The 16,015-nt window shown below is 70.0% G+C and carries 15 protein-coding genes; 12 read left to right on the top strand and 3 right to left on the bottom strand.

What is annotated here, in order from left to right; all coding sequences use genetic code 11:
- Nucleotides 1-255: transposase (locus RHOOR87_RS19460; protein WP_043796006.1), on the top strand; the 255-nt coding region annotated here is incomplete at its 5' end.
- Nucleotides 256-323: 68 nt separating this feature from the next.
- Here the strand turns inward: RHOOR87_RS19460 and RHOOR87_RS0118275 are convergent.
- On the bottom strand, nt 324-800 hold the full coding sequence (locus tag RHOOR87_RS0118275; RefSeq protein WP_007513453.1) for a GNAT family N-acetyltransferase: 477 nt from the start codon (nt 798-800) through the stop codon (nt 324-326).
- A gap of 161 nt (nt 801-961) precedes the next feature.
- Between RHOOR87_RS0118275 and RHOOR87_RS0118270 the strand changes: the two genes are divergently transcribed.
- The 3 genes from RHOOR87_RS0118270 (at nt 962) to RHOOR87_RS0118260 (ending at nt 4,696) form a co-directional block, all read left to right on the top strand.
- Nucleotides 962-2,401, top strand: coding sequence for an RNB domain-containing ribonuclease (locus tag RHOOR87_RS0118270; protein WP_027485840.1), 1,440 nt, complete (start codon nt 962-964; stop codon nt 2,399-2,401).
- 35 nt (nt 2,402-2,436) lie between these two features.
- Complete coding sequence (locus tag RHOOR87_RS0118265) at nt 2,437-4,332, top strand: alpha/beta fold hydrolase (protein WP_027485839.1); 1,896 nt, start codon at nt 2,437-2,439, stop codon at nt 4,330-4,332.
- 139 nt (nt 4,333-4,471) lie between these two features.
- Nucleotides 4,472-4,696, top strand: coding sequence for a hypothetical protein (locus tag RHOOR87_RS0118260; protein WP_007513459.1), 225 nt, complete (start codon nt 4,472-4,474; stop codon nt 4,694-4,696).
- 118 nt (nt 4,697-4,814) lie between these two features.
- Here RHOOR87_RS0118260 and RHOOR87_RS0118255 read toward each other — a convergent pair whose 3' ends face one another.
- Both RHOOR87_RS0118255 and RHOOR87_RS0118250 read right to left on the bottom strand, forming a co-directional pair.
- On the bottom strand, nt 4,815-6,605 hold the full coding sequence (locus RHOOR87_RS0118255) for an acyl-CoA dehydrogenase C-terminal domain-containing protein (protein WP_015448676.1): 1,791 nt from the start codon (nt 6,603-6,605) through the stop codon (nt 4,815-4,817).
- Between the two features lie 30 nt (nt 6,606-6,635).
- Nucleotides 6,636-7,112 carry a hypothetical protein gene (locus RHOOR87_RS0118250; RefSeq protein ID WP_015448675.1) on the bottom strand — a complete coding sequence of 159 codons (477 nt, stop codon included), beginning with the start codon at nt 7,110-7,112 and terminating at the stop codon, nt 6,636-6,638.
- Between the two features lie 242 nt (nt 7,113-7,354).
- On the opposite strand from RHOOR87_RS0118250, the gene RHOOR87_RS0118245 reads away from it, so the two are divergent.
- The 8 genes from RHOOR87_RS0118245 to RHOOR87_RS0118210 all read left to right on the top strand — a co-directional run bounded on the left by RHOOR87_RS0118245 (nt 7,355) and on the right by RHOOR87_RS0118210 (nt 15,155).
- Complete coding sequence (locus RHOOR87_RS0118245) at nt 7,355-7,822, top strand: SET domain-containing protein-lysine N-methyltransferase (RefSeq protein WP_007513467.1); 468 nt, start codon at nt 7,355-7,357, stop codon at nt 7,820-7,822.
- A gap of 87 nt (nt 7,823-7,909) precedes the next feature.
- Nucleotides 7,910-8,428: an RDD family protein gene (locus RHOOR87_RS0118240; protein ID WP_007513468.1), complete on the top strand. Its 519-nt coding sequence runs from the start codon at nt 7,910-7,912 to the stop codon at nt 8,426-8,428.
- Complete coding sequence (locus tag RHOOR87_RS0118235) at nt 8,428-9,108, top strand: RDD family protein (RefSeq protein ID WP_007513469.1); 681 nt, start codon at nt 8,428-8,430, stop codon at nt 9,106-9,108. The genes RHOOR87_RS0118240 and RHOOR87_RS0118235 overlap by 1 nt, the downstream gene beginning before the upstream one ends.
- Nucleotides 9,105-10,082: a stage II sporulation protein M gene (locus RHOOR87_RS0118230; RefSeq protein ID WP_007513470.1), complete on the top strand. Its 978-nt coding sequence runs from the start codon at nt 9,105-9,107 to the stop codon at nt 10,080-10,082. Before RHOOR87_RS0118235 ends, RHOOR87_RS0118230 begins: the two co-directional genes overlap by 4 nt.
- A complete protein-coding gene (locus RHOOR87_RS0118225) occupies nt 10,072-11,592 on the top strand; it encodes a hypothetical protein (RefSeq protein WP_015448674.1) in 1,521 nt (506 codons plus the stop codon). The genes RHOOR87_RS0118230 and RHOOR87_RS0118225 overlap by 11 nt, the downstream gene beginning before the upstream one ends.
- Nucleotides 11,589-12,698: a hypothetical protein gene (locus tag RHOOR87_RS0118220; protein ID WP_027485838.1), complete on the top strand. Its 1,110-nt coding sequence runs from the start codon at nt 11,589-11,591 to the stop codon at nt 12,696-12,698. Before RHOOR87_RS0118225 ends, RHOOR87_RS0118220 begins: the two co-directional genes overlap by 4 nt.
- Nucleotides 12,699-12,724: 26 nt before the next feature.
- Nucleotides 12,725-13,699 (top strand): MoxR family ATPase, encoded by a 975-nt coding sequence (locus tag RHOOR87_RS0118215; RefSeq protein ID WP_196806999.1) that lies wholly within the window; start codon nt 12,725-12,727, stop codon nt 13,697-13,699.
- A 148-nt stretch (nt 13,700-13,847) separates the two neighbouring features.
- Nucleotides 13,848-15,155, top strand: a complete 1,308-nt coding sequence (locus RHOOR87_RS0118210; RefSeq protein ID WP_027485836.1) for a DUF58 domain-containing protein — start codon at nt 13,848-13,850, stop codon at nt 15,153-15,155.
- Nucleotides 15,156-16,015 lie beyond the last annotated feature (860 nt).

The following is a 16,015-nucleotide window of genomic DNA, read 5'->3' as shown; positions in this document are numbered from 1 at the left end:
GGTCGCGCCGCGACCGAGGTCAAGGGAGCGCGCTGGGTGAACGTGGTGCTCGGCAACGTCAAACGAGCGATCAGCGGTTGCTACCACGCCATGCGCCAGGCCAAGTACGCGCGGCGCTATCTGGCCGAAGCCGCCTACCGCTTCAACCGCCGTTTCCGACTTGCCGAGCTGCTGCCGCGACTGGCGCGCGCCATGACCCTGTGCAAGCCTTGGCCAGAGACGAAATTGCGCGCCGTCGACAATTTTCATGGCTGAGCGTCGTCGCTAATCAGGATACCTTAACTGACTGGCATTAGGCTTCAGGCGGCTTTTTCGTGGGGCGTTCAGCGAACCGGCTTGGCCAGCCGCAGCAGGTCGGGCAGGTAACCGGAGGTCTCGTACAACGCGCGGGCGCGCTCGTTGCCGGGGAACACCGCCAGCGTCACCAGCTGGCACTGATGGTCGCGCGCCCATGCCTCGGCGTGCGCCAGCAGCGCCTTGCCGACGCCGCGGTCCTCGTGCCGCGGCGCCACCGCGATGTCGGAGATGTGGCAGTTGCTGCGTCCGGTGAAGAAGTCCGCGGTGCGTTGCAGGTGGATGAAGCCGGCCCGTTCGCCGTCCGCGTCCTCTGCCACGAACAGGTAGCTGTTCGCCGGCTGGTCCTCCAGGTGGTGGCGCAGGTCGTTGCGGATGCCTTCGATGCATTCGTGGCGCCGCCGCCATGGCGGCAGCGTGAAATCGACGAAGCGCGGCACCTGCGCCAGGATGAACTCGTCGTCGTCTTCTTCGGCCAGGCGGATCAGCAGGGACATGTCGGTCATGAGGAGCGATCGGTGGCGGGGATGACGCTGCCGTTTCTACACCTTGCGTCGCGGTCGCGGTAGTCCCCGCCGGCACGTGTATATTTTGCGCAGCGCGAAGGCCTCCGGGGCGATGCATCGGCCTCGTCCCGCCGAACGGCATCCCCGCAAGGAAACCGCCCATGTCGACCACTCGCCGCATCCACATCCGGCCCGCCGGGGACCCCGTGCTGGTGCAGGGCATGCGCGCCATCCACGAGGACCTGAAGCTGCCGGCGGCGTTCCCGCCCGAGGTGGAGGCTGCCGCGGCGAAGGCCGCCGTGAACCCGCGCTGGCCGGAGCTGGACCGCAGCGACATCGCCCTGGTGACGATCGACCCGCTGGGCTCGATGGACCTGGACCAGGCGCTGCATGTCGAGCGCACCGCCGGCGGCTATCGGGTGCACTACGCGATTGCCGACGTCGCCGCCTTCGTCAGCGCCGGCGACCCGGTCGACCTGGAGGCGAACCGGCGCGGCGAGACGCTGTACGGCGCGGATGCGAAGATCCCGCTGCACCCGACGGTGCTGTCCGAAGGCGCGGTCTCGCTGTTGCCCGGTCAGGTGCGGCCGGCGCTGCTGTGGACGATCGAGCTGGACCGCAGCGGCGAAAGCGTGGCCGTCGACGTGCGCCGGGCGAAGGTCAGCAGTCGCGCCCGGCTCGACTATGCCGGCGTGCAGCAGCGCATCGACGCGGGGGCGGCCGAACCGATGTGGTCGATCCTGCGCGAGGTCGGCGAGCTGCGCCGGCAGCGCGAGTTCGCCCGCGGCGGCGTCAGCCTGCCGCTGCCGGAGCAGGAGATCAGCGTGGTCGATGGCCGCTGGCAGCTGGCGTTTCGCGCACGGTTGCCGATCGAGGACTGGAACGAGCAGATCTCGCTGCTGGTCGGCATGGCCGCGGCGCAATTGATGGTGCAGGCGAAGGTGGGCCTGCTGCGCACCCTGCCGCCGCCCGACCCGCGCGCGCTCGGGCGCCTGCGCGTCACCGCGCGGGTGCTCGGCATCGGCTGGCCGCCCGGGTTGGACTATCCCGGCTTCATCCGTTCGCTGGACCCGTCCAACGACGTCCACGTGGCGATGCTGACCGCCTGCACCACGGTATTGCGCGGGGCCGGCTACGCGGCGTTCGACGGCGCGCTGCCGGCGCAGCCGATGCACTCGGCGCTGGCCGCGCAATACACCCACGCCACCGCGCCGCTGCGCCGGCTGGTCGATCGCTACACCGGCGAGGTCTGCCTGGCGCTGTGCGCGAAACAGCCGGTGCCCGCGTGGGCGCTGGCCGCGTTGCCGGGCTTGCCGGCCACGATGCAGGCCTCCGGCCACCGTGCGGGCCAGTACGAGAGCGCCGTGCTCAACCTGGCCGAGGCCGCCGCGCTGGCGCCGCGGCTGGGCGAGGTCTTCGACGGGGCGATCGTCGAGGTGGCCCATGACGATCCGGCCCGGGGCACGGTGATCGTGCGCGACCCGGCGGTGGAGGCCGGCGTGTCGGGCAGCACACCCCTGCCGCTGGGTGCCGACGTCCGGGTGAGCCTGGTCGAGGCCGACCCGGTGCGGCGCGTGACCCGGTTCGAGCTGGCGCAGTGACGCGCCGACGTGGGCATGTCGATGAAGGCGCGCCGATGACGATCGGCGCCGGCGGCTGGGTCCTGCGCGGCATGCTCGGCCTCGGGCTGCTCGGCCTCGATGCCTGCGCGATGGTCGGGGTGAGCCACGTCGATACCCCGGACTACGTCAGCCAGCGGCGTGCCGACGTGATCGTCGCCGACCGGCCGAGCGACCGCACCGTGCAGTCGCTCAACGTGGTCGCGCTGACGCCGGACAGCTGCCAGCGCGAGTTCGCCGCCTGCACGGACACCGTCGCCCGTTCGGCGGGGTTGACCGACGAGCAGCGGCTCTCGGCGCTGGCCGAGCTGTGGCTGGGCCGGGCGCTCAAGGCGGAGCGGTCGCGGCGCGGCAAGGCGATGGACGACGCGACGCTGGACGCCTTCCTGCAATCCGCGCGCTACGCCTATGCCTATCTGTTCTACACCGCGCGTACGCCCGCCGAGCGCGCGTTCGAATGGCGCCAGGTGCAGGTGACTGGGTTCTACAACCTGGCCGTGCAGCGCGCGATGAGCCGCTTCTTCCTGGAACTGCCGCGGCTGGACCCACACTGGACGCAGACCACGCTGGCCGGCTGGAGCGTGCTGCGTCCGCACAGCGACGTGCGCCTGGCCGACGGCACGCGCGTACCGGCGGAGCTGATTCCCGCGGCGAACCTGCGCTTCGACGGCCTGCGCAACGTCTACCGGCGCGACGGCTTTGGTTCCGACTTCGTGGCCGTGGCGCCGGCCGGTACGGCCGACGCCGCCGTGCCATGGCGCGAACCCGACTACGTGCCGGTCACCGGCGCGCTGGTGTTCGACGGCAGCACGCTGGCCCAGCTGCTGGCGACGCGCCAGGTGAGCGTGCTGGTGCGCGACCCGTATCACGACGACACCGTCGCGGTCGGCGGTCGGGCGGTGCCGCTGGGCGCGAACTTCACCGCACCCTACGGCGTGTGGCTGGCGCGCTCAGGCTTCGCCCGCCAGTCGATCCGCTCGCTGCTGGGCCGCGAGGGTGGCCTCAAGACGCCGCGCGTGCTGCTGATGCAGCCCTACGATCCGGACCGGCTCACGGTGGTGATGCTGCACGGCCTGGCCAGCAGTCCGGAAGCATGGATCAACGTGGCCAACGAGGTGATGGGCGACGAGGAGCTGCGCCGCCACTACCAGGTGTGGGAGGTCTACTACCCGACCAACCTGCCGGTGGCGGTGAACCTGGCCAGCATCCGCAAGGCGCTGGACGCCACGCTGCAACATTACGATCCCTCCGGCCAGGCGCGCGCCTCGCGCGACATGGTGCTGATCGGCCACAGCATGGGCGGCGTGATCGCGCGCCTGCTGGTGTCCTCCAGCGGCGACCGGCTGTGGGGCGTGATCCCGGCGCGTGCGAACCTGTCGGCGAAGAAGCGGCAGCGGCTGCAGCAGCGGCTGGCGCCGTACCTGCAGTTCAGCCCGATGCCGCAGGTGACCCGCGCGGTGTTCCTGGCCGCACCGCACCGCGGCACGCCGTACGCACGGCACCGGCTCGCCCGCTGGCTCGGCGAGCTGATCCGGCTGCCGGTCGCCGTGCTGAAGGAAATGGCGGACATCGCCGACCTGCTGAAGTCCGACGACGCCGGCGGCGGTCCGCCGCTGCGCGTGTCCAACAGCATCGACAACCTCGGCGACAGCGACCCGTTCATCGTCGCCGCCGCCGACCTGCCGATCGCGCCGCAGGTGCGCTACCACTCCATCATCGGCGTCTACAGATCGAAGGGCGCGTTGCGGGACAGCAACGACGGCCTGGTGCCGTACAGCAGCGCGCACCTGGCTGGCGCCGACTCCGAACTGGTCATACCGTCCTGGCACAGCGTGCAGGAAACCCCCGCGGCGATCCTGGAGTTGCGCCGGATTCTGCGGCTGCAGCTGGCGGCGTTGAAGAAGGTCGACTGACCCGGGCGGGAGGCGGGCGATCCATCACGGGCGATCGCCGAGGCTGCCTGCCGCGAGTTCGGTGCACCCTGTGCGGAGCCGCGATGGTGGCCCCGGCGGCGATCGTCGGACTTGGCAAGCCTGTTGCTTAGTTTCGGGCATGAACGACCTTGCCTACGACATCAGCTACCTGATCGAGCACGAATCGGCCCGCACGGAGGCGTCGCCGCCGCGCATGGCCAGGCCTGTTGCGCCACCAGCACCGCCCGGTACGGCCGCGACGCAGGCGGCCATGGCGCGAGAGCTGCTGCAGGCGGCCGAAGCCCACGAGGAATGGATCAGGCAGTACCTGGGCACGCAAGGCAGCGTGCAGTGCGGTGCGTGACCGGCCTGTCGTTGCAGAGCACAACCTGACCCGGATGGACACCTCCGGCGGCAGATCGGCCTGACGAAAAGCCCGGGACTGGCCCGGGCTATTGTTTGCCGAAAGGCTTGGCGGCGACTCAGTCGATGGCCGGCAGACTGCCTATGCCGGCCTCGATCGCTGCCTTGTGCGCCAGCGTGCGCGGCAGGATGCGGGCGAAGTAGAACGCGGCGGTGTCGCGCTTGGCCTGCTTGAACGCCGCCGGCTGGTTGCCGGCTTCGGCGGCGGCCACGCTGCGCGCCCACAGGTAGGCGAGGGTGACGTAGCCGCTGTAGTACAGGTAGTCGGTGGCCGCGGCGCCGAGTTCCTCGGGATTGGCCTGCACGCGCTGGGCCAGGCTCAGGGTGAGCTCGCTCCATTCCTTGGTGGCGACGGCGAGCGGGCCGACCAGCTGGCGCAGTGCCGTGTCGGCGCTGTGCTGCTGGCAGAACGCGCTGATCTCCTGCAGGAAGTGCTTCGCGCCCACGCCCTGCAGCTGGAGGATCTTGCGGCCGAGCAGGTCGGCCGCCTGGATCCCGGTGGTGCCTTCGTACAGGGTGATGATGCGGGCGTCGCGCACGAACTGTTCCATGCCGTTCTCGGCGATGTAGCCGTGGCCGCCGTAGATCTGCAGCGCTTCCTTGGTGCACTCCTGCGCCAGTTCGGTGGTCATGCCCTTGGCGATCGGGATCAGGAACGCGACCAGCTCGCCGGCCTGCTGCCGGGCTGCCTCGTCCGTCGCGCGATGTTCGATGTCGGTCTGCAGCGCGGTGTACAGCACCAGTGCGCGCGAACCTTCGACGAAGGCACGCTGGGTCAGCAGCATGCGGCGCACGTCCGGCTGCACCAGCAGGTTGTCGGCCGGCTTGTCCGGGAATTTCGGGCCGGACAGCGCGCGCGACTGCAGCCGCTCGCGCGCGTAGTTGAGGCTGTTCTGCAGCGCCCGCTCGGCCAGCGCCAGGCCCTGCACGCCGACCGACAGGCGCGCCGCATTCATCATGGTGAACATCGCGGCGAGGCCCTTGTGCGGCTTGCCGATCAGGTAGCCCTCGGCGCCGTCGAAGTTCATCACGCAGGTGGAGCAGGCGTGGATGCCCATCTTGTGCTCGATCGCGCCGGCGGCCACCGTGTTGCGCGCGCCCAGCGAGCCGTCCGCGTTGACCTTGAACTTGGGCACGATGAACATCGAGATGCCGCGGCTGCCTTCCGGCGCGTCCGGCAGGCGCGCCAGCACCAGGTGCACGATGTTCTCGGCCAGGTCGTGCTCGCCGGCGCTGATGAAGATCTTGGTGCCGCTGAGCTTGTACACCGAATGACCGTCCGCGTCCGCCGTGCCCGGCTCGGCGCGGGTCTTCAGCAGGCCGAGGTCGGAGCCGGCCTGCGGCTCGGTCAGGCACATGGTGCCGGTCCAGCGGCCTTCCACGATCGGCTTCATGAAGCGCTGGCGCTGCCACTCCTCGCCGTGCTGCTCCATCGCGTGGGTGGCGCCTTCGGACAGCAGCGGGTACAGGCTCCAGGCCAGGTTGCCGGACTGGAAGATCTCGGTGGTGGCGGTGCCGAGCACGCCGGGCAGCGCCTGGCCGCCGTAGACCTCGGGGTTGGTCAGGCCGGTCCAGCCGCCTTCGGTGAAGGCCTTGAACGCTTCCTTGAAGCCCTTCGGCGTGGTCACCGTCTGGCTGGCCTTGTCGTAGCGGCAGCCCTCCGCGTCGGCGGGCGCGTTGGTCGGCGCCAGCAGCTGCTCGCTGAGGCGGCCGGCTTCCTCCAGCACGGCGTCGAACAGGTCGCGGCTGTGGGCCTCGCCGCCCTGCAGCGCGGTGAGGGTCGGCTCCGCGTTCAGCACGTCGAACAGGGCGAAGCGCAGGTCGTCGAGGGGGGCCTTGTAAGCAGTCATGGTGGTTCCTTCGGTGGAAAGCGGGGACGTCTAGCGGTAGGTGTCGGGGATGCCCGGCACCGGCGAGATCCAGTCGTTGCCGTTGAAGTCGAACGAGCGCGGCTTGGCTTCCTGCTCGGGCTTGGCGCTGGTGCTGCCGCTGATGCGATAGGCCAGTGCCCCGGCGCTGCCCCTGGCGGCGATCGCCTGCAGCGCCTGGCTCATCGCCGCCGTGGGCAGCACGTTGAGCTGGATCACGTCGCCGGCAAGCTCGGGAATGTCGCGCTCGAAGCTGGCGTGCAGCCGCACCGGCACCAGCTCGGCCACCTGCAGCTGGCCGTCCAGCGAGGTGAAGTCCATCCCGGCGTAGCTGTTGTTCTGGATGCGCACGGTCAGCCGCCACTGACCGTCCGGCAGCACCACCAGTTGCTGGATGCTCAGGGTCGGCGGGTACACGCTCTTCTTCGCCGGACCACAGGCGGCCAAGCCCAGCAGCAAGACGGGGATGATCCAGCGCAGCAGACGCATGGGGACTCTCCAAACGATCGTTTGAATGTTGATTCTAACCGCGATTGAGGGGGTTGGCGCCAGTGGTGGCGAATGATCGCCGGTGGCAGCGGCGTGGAGCCGCCAGGCAGGTCGGCCGGTGCCCGCGAAACCTTCGGCAGGCGCAAACCGGACTTTGGTGCGGAGGGCCGGCGAAGGTTTCGCGGGTACCGGCAAACGGGCATCATCGACTTTTCATCCTTCATCCGCAGGGCTTCCATCGCATGTCACGACGCTTTGTTGCACGCCGCTCGCCGATCCACGGCAATGGCGTGTTCGCCACTGCCCCGATCGCCAAAGGGGAGCAGATCATCGAGTACAAGGGCAAGTTGATGAGCCACGCCGAAGCGGACGACTTGTACGGCGACGGCGGCGAGACCGGCCACACCTTCCTGTTCACGCTCAACGACGACTACATCGTCGACGCCAACCAGGGCGGCAACAGCGCGCGCTGGATCAACCACAGCTGTGCGCCAAATTGCCGCGCCGTGGTCGAGGAGAGCGCCAGCGGCGACCCGCGGCGGGATCGCGTACTGATCGAGGCGATCCGCGCCATCAAGCCGGGCGAGGAGCTCACCTACGATTACGGCATCGTGCTCGACGTGCCGCACACCGCACGCCTGAAGAAGCTGTGGAAGTGCCTGTGCGGCTCGCCGAAATGCACCGGTACGCTGCTCAAGCCGAAGCGGTAGTCAACGGCCGAAATTCGCTTCTATACTCGCCGGCATTGCCCGCCATGGGGGAGGGCAGTCAGGGACAGCGACAAGGGGAAGGAAGCGATGGAAACCAATCCGTATGCCGCGCCGGCGGCCGTGGTCGACGATGTGGCCGCGTGGGATGCGTACGACCTGGAAAACCGCAAGGCCGGGCGCGGCAAGCGCCTGGGCGCGGCGCTGCTGGACGGGCTGGTCAACGTGATCTGGCTGGCTCCGGTGCTCTGGGCCGCCACCATGGCCGGGCCGGTCAGGCAGGGACTCAAGCCTGCCGCGCCGATGGTGGGGCTGATGCTGCTCGGTATGGCATTGATGCTCGGCGTGCTGGTGGTGAACTGCCTGATGCTGCACCGTAGCGGGCAGACCGTCGGCAAGCGCGCGGTGGACATCGCGGTGGTGCGCACCGACGGCAGCCGCGTCAGCCTGCCGCGCTACATCTTCCTGCGGGTGCTGCCGGTGAGCCTGATCGGCGTGATCCCGTTGGTGGGCAAGTTGATCGGCCTGGTCGATCCGCTGCTGATCTTCGGCAAGGAGCGCCGCTGCCTGCACGACCTGATCGCCGACACCATCGTCGTCGACGTCTGATGATCGACACCGTGCGCGAAATCGAGACGCCCGAAGGCGTCTCGCTGCGCCTGCGTGCGGCCGGCGCGTTGCCGCGCGCACAGGCGTGGATGGTCGACCTGCTGCTGCGCCTGCTGGTGCTGTTCGTCGCAATGATCCCGCTGGCGCTGTTCGGCAAGGGCGGCAACGGGCTGGCCATGCTGCTGATGTTCGCGCTGCTGTGGGCGTACTCGGTGGCGTGCGAGGTGTGGCTGGATGGGCAGACCCTGGGCAAACGCGCGCTGGGCCTGCGCGTGGTCAAGGCCGACGGCACGCCGGTGACCTGGCTGCCGTCGGTGGTGCGCAATCTGCTGCGTGTGGTGGACGCGCTGCCGGGCGTGTACGGCGTGGGCCTGGCCAGCACGCTGATCGACCCGCATGCGCGCCGGCTCGGCGACATCGTGGCGGGCACCATGGTGATCCACGCACAGGAACTACCGGCCGGCCAGCAGGTACCGGCGCTGCCGGCGATACCGTTGCCGCTGGTGCTGGCGGCCGACGAACAGGTCGCGTTGGTGGAGTACGCCGAGCGCGCCGGGCAGCTCACCGTGCAACGGCAGGAAGAACTGGCGAACCTGCTCGCGCCGCTGATCGGGCGAAACGACACTGCGGCGATACGGCAACTGGTCGCGCACGCCAACTGGCTGCTGGGGCGGGCATGAAGCAGGAACGCTTCGTCGCCCTGCACGGCCGCGAGTGGGACGGTCTGCAGTCGTGGCTGAACGCGCTGGACCGCCAGCCGAAGCGCACCCTGCGGCAGGAACCGGCGCTGGAGTTTCCGCAGTCCTACCGGCGTGTGTGCCACCACCTGGCGCTGGCGCGTGGGCGCGGCTACAGCCACGAGGTTACCGAGCGGCTGCAGCGGCTGGTGCAGCAGGGGCATCGCGTGCTGTACCGGCCGCCGGCGCCGCGCTGGCACCGCGTGGCGGCTTTCCTGGTGGCGGGCTTCCCGCGCCTGGTGCGCGCGCAGTGGCGCTGCATGGCGCTGGCGGCGGCGCTGTTCTACCTGCCGGCATTGTGCCTGCTGGTGCTGCTGCAACTGCGCCCGGAGCTGGCGCACACGCTGTTCAGCAGCACGCAGCTGGTGCAGTTCGAGAAGATGTACGACCCGGCCAACGCGCACATCGGCCGCAGCAGCGGCACCGACCTGCAGATGTTCGGCTACTACGTGATGAACAACGTCAGCATCGCGTTCCGCACGTTCGCCTCGGGCCTGGTCTTCGGCGTCGGCGCGATCTACGTGCTGGGCGCCAACGGCGTGCTGATCGGCGGCATCGCCGGGCACCTCACCGCGATCGGCTACGGCGGCCCGTTCTGGCGCTTCGTGGTGGGCCATTCGGCGTTCGAGCTGAGCGCGCTGGTGATCGCCGGCGGCGCCGGCCTGCAGCTCGGCCTGACCCTGCTGGCGCCGGGCCGGCAGCGGCGCGGCCCGGCACTGGTCGCGGCCGGCTGGGTCGGCGCGCAGCTGGCGCTGGGCGCGTTCGCGATGCTGCTGGTGGCGGCCTTCATCGAGGCGTACTGGTCATCGATCGCGGCGTTGCCGGACGCGCTGAAGTTCGGCAGCGGCGCGCTGATGTGGCTGCTGGTGCTGGGCTGGCTGTGGCGCGGCGGCAGGGCAGACACGCATGGAGCTTGAACGGATCAGCGTGGTGCTGCGACCGCGCACGCCGCGCGAGGCGCTGGACCTGGGCGCCGCGATGCTGCGCGCGAATGCGGCGGCGGTGTGGTCGGCGTGGTTCGCCTTCACGCTGCCGGTGTTCGTGCTGTGCAATGCGCTGGGCGTGCTGCTGGGGTGGCCGTGGCTGGGCCTGCTGCTGGTGTGGTGGCTGAAGCCGCTGTTCGACCGCTTGCCGCTGTACGTCCTGTCGCGCGCGGTGTTCGACCGCGCACCAGGCTGGCGCGAAACCCTGCGCGGCCAGCGCCAGTGGAGCTGGCGCAGCACGCTGGCCGCGCTGAGCTGGCTGCGCGTCGACAGCAGCCGCGCGCTGCGCCTGCCGCTGGAGCTGCTCGAAGGCGCGCCGCGCCAGCAGCGTGCCGCGCGCTGGAAGGTGCTGCGCCGGCGCATCGTGGGCGAGACCAGTCTGCTCACCTATGGCTGCCTGCAGTTCGAGCTGGTGCTGTTCCTGAGCTTCTGGCTGTTCGCGCTGCTGCTGATTCCGCACGAGTGGCGGCCCGAATCGCTGGCCAGTTTCTTCCGCGACGACGTGCACGTCGCCGCCACGCCGTGGATCCTCGCGGCTGCGACGGTGGCCTACCTGGCGATGAGCGCGATCGAGCCGCTGTACGTGGCCTGCGGTTTCGCGCTGTACCTGAACCGGCGCACCCAGCTGGAAGCGTGGGACATCGACCTGGCGTTCCGCCGCCTGCGCGCGCGCCTGCAGGGGCTGGGCAAGCTGCTCGGCGTGCTGCTGCTGTGCGCCGGCGCGTTGCCGCTGTCCGTGCGGGCGGCAACCGCGACCGTGGACGTGCCGAAGCCGGTGGCCAGCAACCTCGACCAGGTGTTCGGGCAACCGGCTGGCGTGGATCGACGCTTCGCCGAGGCCGCCGCCGAGGTCTACCGCGACCCGCGTTTCGGCGGCGAGCGCAAGCTGCGTCGCTGGACCTTCAAGTACGCCTCGGAACCGGCCGCGCGCGCGCAGCCGCTGTCGTTCCCGCTGCTGGCCCGCGTGCTGGCGGTGGTGTTCAAGGTCTTGCTGTGGCTGCTGCTGATCAGTGCCGTCGGCGCGCTGGCGTGGTTTGCCTGGCGCTGGCGCGGGCGGCTGCTGCCGGCGGCGGACGAGCCGTTGCCGGCGCTGGCGCAAAGCCTGCAGGCGAATGCCGCGAGCGCGGCGCCGCTGCCGGTCGACCTCGCCGGCGCGACCCGCGCGCTGTGGCAGGCGCGGCAGCGCCGCGAGGCGCTGGCGCTGCTGTATCGCGGCTGCGTGGAACACACCGCGCAGCTGCTGCGGCTGCCGCCGGCGGCGGAGGCGACCGAGGCGGACTGGCTGCGCCAGGCCACGGCCATCGCCGACCCCGCCCGTGCGCAACGCGTGGTGGCGATCGTGCGCGCCTGGCAGTTCGCCGCGTATGCCGGGCGCTACCCGGACGACGCCGCGATCGAACAGCTGCTGAGCGGCTGGCCGGCGCAGGCGGGGGCGTCGGCATGAACCGGCGGGCGCTGCTGCTGCCGGGTCTGCTGGTGCTGGGTGCCGCGTTGCTGGTGGCGGGCTTCTTCGCCACCTTCGAGCGCAAGGACGTCACCGAGCCGGTGGCCGCCCATGGCGAGGCACGCTACAACCGCTTCTTCGCGCTGGAGCAGACGCTGCGCCGGGTGGGCGAGCCGGTGATCTCGCTGACCACGCTGGACCCGAAAAAAATGCCGCTGACCTCCGGCGCCACCCTGCTGCTCGGCGCCGAGGCGGCGCGGGTCGATGCCGACGATGCCGCGCGGATCGCCGCGTTCGTGCGCAGCGGCGGCCATCTGCTGCTGTCGCCGGGGGCCGCCGCGACGGCGCGCATGCCGCTGTTCGAGGCGCTGGGCCTGCTCGATCCGCGCCCGGCGGAACATGCCTGCAGCCTGCTGCGCGCCACCGCCGCGAACGAGAAGGAGGGCGTGCTGCTTTGTGGCCACCGCTTCCGCCTGCAGCCGGGCGTGCCTGTGGATGCGGCGATCGGCGACGCGCAAGGTGGCTACCTGTTCGCGCGCACCCGGCTGGGCCAGGGCACGGTCAGCCTGCTCGCCGGCTTCGACGCGCTCTCGCGCAACCAGCTGAAGCAGGCCGCCGCGCAGCAGTTCGCCTGGCAGCTGCTCGCGCCGAACCGCGGGCGCGGCGTGGTCTACCTGGTCTACGCGCTGGACGGCCCGGCCTTCCTCGCGTGGCTGACGATCGAGGGCTGGCCCGCGTTGCTGGCGCTGGCCGTGTTGCTGGCCGCGTGGATGGCGATGCGCAGCGCGCGGCTGGGTCCGCTGATGCCGGCGCCGGCCTTGCATCGGCGCGCGCTGCTCGAACACGTGCAAGCCGCCGGCGAGTTCCTGTATCGCCGCGACGGCGGACGCAGCCTGCACCGGCTGGCCTGCGAGACCGTGCTGGCGCGCCTGCGTCGGCGCGACCCCGCCTGCGCGATGCTCAACGGCGATGCCCTTTACGCACGCCTGGCCGAACGCGGCGAGCTCGACGCCGCGCAGGTCGCGCAGGCCTTCCAGTCACCCGCGAACGCGCCGGCGTTCCGCGCTTCCATCACCACCCTGGCCCGACTCAGGAGCCGCCCATGAGCACCGAAACCCTCGCCGCCCCGGCCATGCCGCCGGCACCGCAGTCGATCGCCGAACTCGGCGAGCACGCCCGCGCCCTGCGCACGCAGGTGGCGCGCGCCTTCATCGGCCAGACCGAGGTGTTCGAGCAGGTGCTGCTGGCCCTGCTGGCCTCCGGCCACGTGCTGATCGAAGGCGTGCCCGGGCTGGGCAAGACGCTCCTGGTGCGCGCGCTGGCCGCGTCGGTCGGCTGCAGCTTCGGCCGCGTGCAGTTCACCCCCGACCTGATGCCGGCCGACGTCACCGGCCACGCGATCTACGATCCGAAAACCGAGGCCTTCAAGATCCGCCGCGGCCCGGTGTTCGCCAACCTGCTGCTGGCCGACGAGATCAACCGCGCGCCGGCGAAGACCCAGGCCGCGCTGCTCGAATCGATGCAGGAAGGGCAGGTGACCATCGAGGGTCGCCGCTTCCCGTTGCCGGCGCCGTTCATGGTGGTGGCCACGCAGAACCCGATCGAGCAGGAAGGCACCTATCCGCTGCCCGAGGCGCAGCTTGACCGCTTCCTGATCAAGGTGACCATCGGCTACCCCACGCTGGACGACGAGCGCCGCATGGTCGCCGGCGTGGTCAACGGCAAGATCGCCTCCGACCTCGACGTGGCGCAGGTGAAGCCGGTGCTGGGCCAGGCCGAGCTGGTGGCACTGCAGCAGGGCGTCGCGGCGATCCGCATGGATGCGGCGGTGACCGACTATGCCGTGCGCATCGTGCGCGGCACGCGCGAATGGCCGGGCGTGATCGGCGGCGCCGGTCCGCGCGGCGGCCTGGCGCTGGCGCGGCTGGCGCGCGCGCAAGCGGCGGTGGACGGGCGCGATTTCGTCACTCCGGACGACGTGCGCGCGGTGGCACTGCCGGCCTTGCGCCACCGCCTGCTGCTGGCGCCGGAAGCGCTGCTCGAACGCCAGCGCCCCGATGACGTGCTCAAGGCGCTGCTGCACAAGGTGCCGGCGCCGCGCCAGTGACCGATCACTTCCGCCAACCGTTCGCCCCCTGTAGGAGCGCACTTCGTGCGCGATGCTCGTCGTCACGCCACGCAAAAGCATCGCGCACGACCGCAGGAAGTTCCTTGTGGACAGGGTGCGCTCCTACCGGTGCGATAGGGGATTGCTGATGCGACCCGCGCCCGCGCTGCTGTGGCTGCTGCTCGGCTGGACTGCGCTCGGCGTGCTGGCCAGCCTCGGCTGGCTGCCGCTCGCGGCGTGGCTGGCCGGCGGCGGCGCGGTCGCACTGCTGGCGCTCATCGATGGCTGGCGCCTGCGGCGGATGCCGTCGCCCAGCGTGCAGCGCGAGCTGGCGCCGGTGCTGCCGCTGGGGCCGGAAGCACGCGTGGGCCTGCGTCTGCGTGGCACGGCCCGGCGCGCACAGAAGCTGCACCTGCACGACCTGCATCCGGGCGGCTGGGCGGTGCGCGGCATGCCGCGCAGCGTGACGCTGCCGCCGGGCAGCGACGTGCTGCTCGACTACGCGGTCACCCCCGACGCGCGCGGTCAGTTCAGCTTCGATGGCTGCCACGTGCAACTGCGTTCGCCGTGGCATTGCTGGAGCGCACGCCGCGTGCTCGGTGCGGCGTCGACGGTGCGCGTGTATCCGAACTTCGCCGCGCTGGCCGAGCTGGCTGGGCTCAGCGTGGAGCTGGCCTCGCGCAGCGTCGGTGCGCGGCTGCAGCGGCGCCGCGGCGAAGGCACCGAATTCCAGGAACTGCGCGACTACCGCGTCGGCGACAGCCTGCGCAAGATCGACTGGAAGGCCACCGCGCGCAGCAGCCGGTTGATCTCGCGCGAGTACCGCGACGAGCGCAACCAGCAGGTCGTGCTGATGCTCGACTGCGGCCGCCGCATGCTGGCGCAGGACGACCAGCTGGCGCACTTCGACCACGTATTGAATGCCTCGCTGGCACTGGCCAGCATCGCGCTGCGCCAGGGCGACGCGGTCGGCCTGCTGGCCTGCACCGGCCAGCAGCAGCGCTGGCTGCCGCCGCAGCAGGGCAGCGGCGGCATGGACATGCTGCTCGGCGCCGGCTACGACCTGCAGCCGATGCCGCTGGCCACCGACTACCTCGCCGCCGCCAGCGCACTGCAGGCGCACCAGCAGCGCCGCGCACTGGTGGTGCTGATCACCAACGTGCGCGACGAGGACGACGTGGAACTGCGCATGGCCGTGACCATGTTGTCCAAACGCCACCTGGTGATGCTGGTCAGCCTGCGCGAACTCGCCCTCGACCGCGCCGCCGCCGAACCCGGCGACGAACTGGAAAGCGGCATCCGCAGTGCCGCCGCCATGCACTACCTGGCCGAGCGCGAACGCGTGCACGAAGCGCTGCGCCGCGAAGGCGTGAACACGCTCGACGTGCGCTGCAGTGAACTGTCCGGCGCGCTGATCGAGCGGTACCTGGCGATCAAGCGGGGGAGCCGGTTGTAGGGGTGGCTCGCGCGAGCGTGGGGCATGATCCACGTAAAGGGGACGGAGGTAATTAAATCGGGATAATTACCTCCGTCCCCTTTGTGCTAGCCGAACGCGAACGCGTGCACGAGGCGCTGCGGCGCGAAGGCGTTAACACGCTGGACGTGCGTTGCAGCGAACTCTCCGGCGCGCTGATCGAGCGGTATATGGCGATCGAGCGGGGGAATCGGTTGTAGGGTCGGGCCGGTCGGCGCGAGGGCAGGGTGCGATTCGTTTGTCGCTGTGGGTTTCGGGTGGGAGGATCGTTGCGTGGTCGGTGCCACCGCATGAGGAAAGATGGAGGGATCAGACGGCAGGATTAGGCGGCACGATCAGAGTTCATTCAACAACCGAATTTAAGTTAACTCCGGCGTTGGGTGGCAAGATGGTTCAGGTTCACTGGCCGTGTATCAAGACATGAACCTTATCCTCTTTTCTGCGCGCACCATTTTTTGTGAAAGACAACCAAGGACACATACATGAAAATTAGGTGGCTGTTTCTTCCAATTCTCCTCATCTCCGGGTGCGCTACAGTACCACCCAGCAAAGACGTTATGAGCAGTTTGGCACGTGCCAACCCGGTTCCCTTGATGGCGATAAAACTTCAGAGCGGTGCACCATTACTAAGTACGCATCCCATTGAGGGTGACCTAGGTCCAGGTGCACCAGTCGTGGAGTTAATGCAGGGCAATTCTTATTACCGTCTGTATCGCCTGTCGCCCGTGAACGGTACTCTTCATCTGACCTGATTAGCGACGACGCTCAGCCATGAAAATTGTCGACGGCGCGCAATTTCGTCTCTGGCCAAGGCTTGCACAGGGTCATGGCGCGCGCCAGTC

The organism is Rhodanobacter sp. OR87, from assembly GCF_000473345.1.
Classification (GTDB): Bacteria; Pseudomonadota; Gammaproteobacteria; order Xanthomonadales; family Rhodanobacteraceae; genus Rhodanobacter; species Rhodanobacter denitrificans.
This window is presented reverse-complemented; position numbering and strand designations above follow the sequence as displayed.

What these genes read in the sequence shown, in the direction of transcription:
- RHOOR87_RS0118265 (WP_027485839.1), top strand. Translation starts at nt 2,437, where the DNA reads ATGACGATCGGCGCCGGCGGCTGGGTCCTGCGCGGCATGCTCGGCCTC.
- RHOOR87_RS0118255 (WP_015448676.1), bottom strand. Translation starts at nt 6,605, where the DNA reads ATGACTGCTTACAAGGCCCCCCTCGACGACCTGCGCTTCGCCCTGTTC.
- RHOOR87_RS0118210 (WP_027485836.1), top strand. Translation starts at nt 13,848, where the DNA reads ATGCGACCCGCGCCCGCGCTGCTGTGGCTGCTGCTCGGCTGGACTGCG.
- RHOOR87_RS0118215 (WP_196806999.1), top strand. Translation starts at nt 12,725, where the DNA reads ATGCCGCCGGCACCGCAGTCGATCGCCGAACTCGGCGAGCACGCCCGC.
- RHOOR87_RS0118230 (WP_007513470.1), top strand. Translation starts at nt 9,105, where the DNA reads ATGAAGCAGGAACGCTTCGTCGCCCTGCACGGCCGCGAGTGGGACGGT.
- RHOOR87_RS0118250 (WP_015448675.1), bottom strand. Translation starts at nt 7,112, where the DNA reads ATGCGTCTGCTGCGCTGGATCATCCCCGTCTTGCTGCTGGGCTTGGCC.
- RHOOR87_RS0118275 (WP_007513453.1), bottom strand. Translation starts at nt 800, where the DNA reads ATGACCGACATGTCCCTGCTGATCCGCCTGGCCGAAGAAGACGACGAC.
- RHOOR87_RS0118225 (WP_015448674.1), top strand. Translation starts at nt 10,072, where the DNA reads ATGGAGCTTGAACGGATCAGCGTGGTGCTGCGACCGCGCACGCCGCGC.
- RHOOR87_RS0118260 (WP_007513459.1), top strand. Translation starts at nt 4,472, where the DNA reads ATGAACGACCTTGCCTACGACATCAGCTACCTGATCGAGCACGAATCG.
- RHOOR87_RS0118235 (WP_007513469.1), top strand. Translation starts at nt 8,428, where the DNA reads ATGATCGACACCGTGCGCGAAATCGAGACGCCCGAAGGCGTCTCGCTG.
- RHOOR87_RS0118245 (WP_007513467.1), top strand. Translation starts at nt 7,355, where the DNA reads ATGTCACGACGCTTTGTTGCACGCCGCTCGCCGATCCACGGCAATGGC.
- RHOOR87_RS0118220 (WP_027485838.1), top strand. Translation starts at nt 11,589, where the DNA reads ATGAACCGGCGGGCGCTGCTGCTGCCGGGTCTGCTGGTGCTGGGTGCC.
- RHOOR87_RS0118240 (WP_007513468.1), top strand. Translation starts at nt 7,910, where the DNA reads ATGGAAACCAATCCGTATGCCGCGCCGGCGGCCGTGGTCGACGATGTG.
- RHOOR87_RS0118270 (WP_027485840.1), top strand. Translation starts at nt 962, where the DNA reads ATGTCGACCACTCGCCGCATCCACATCCGGCCCGCCGGGGACCCCGTG.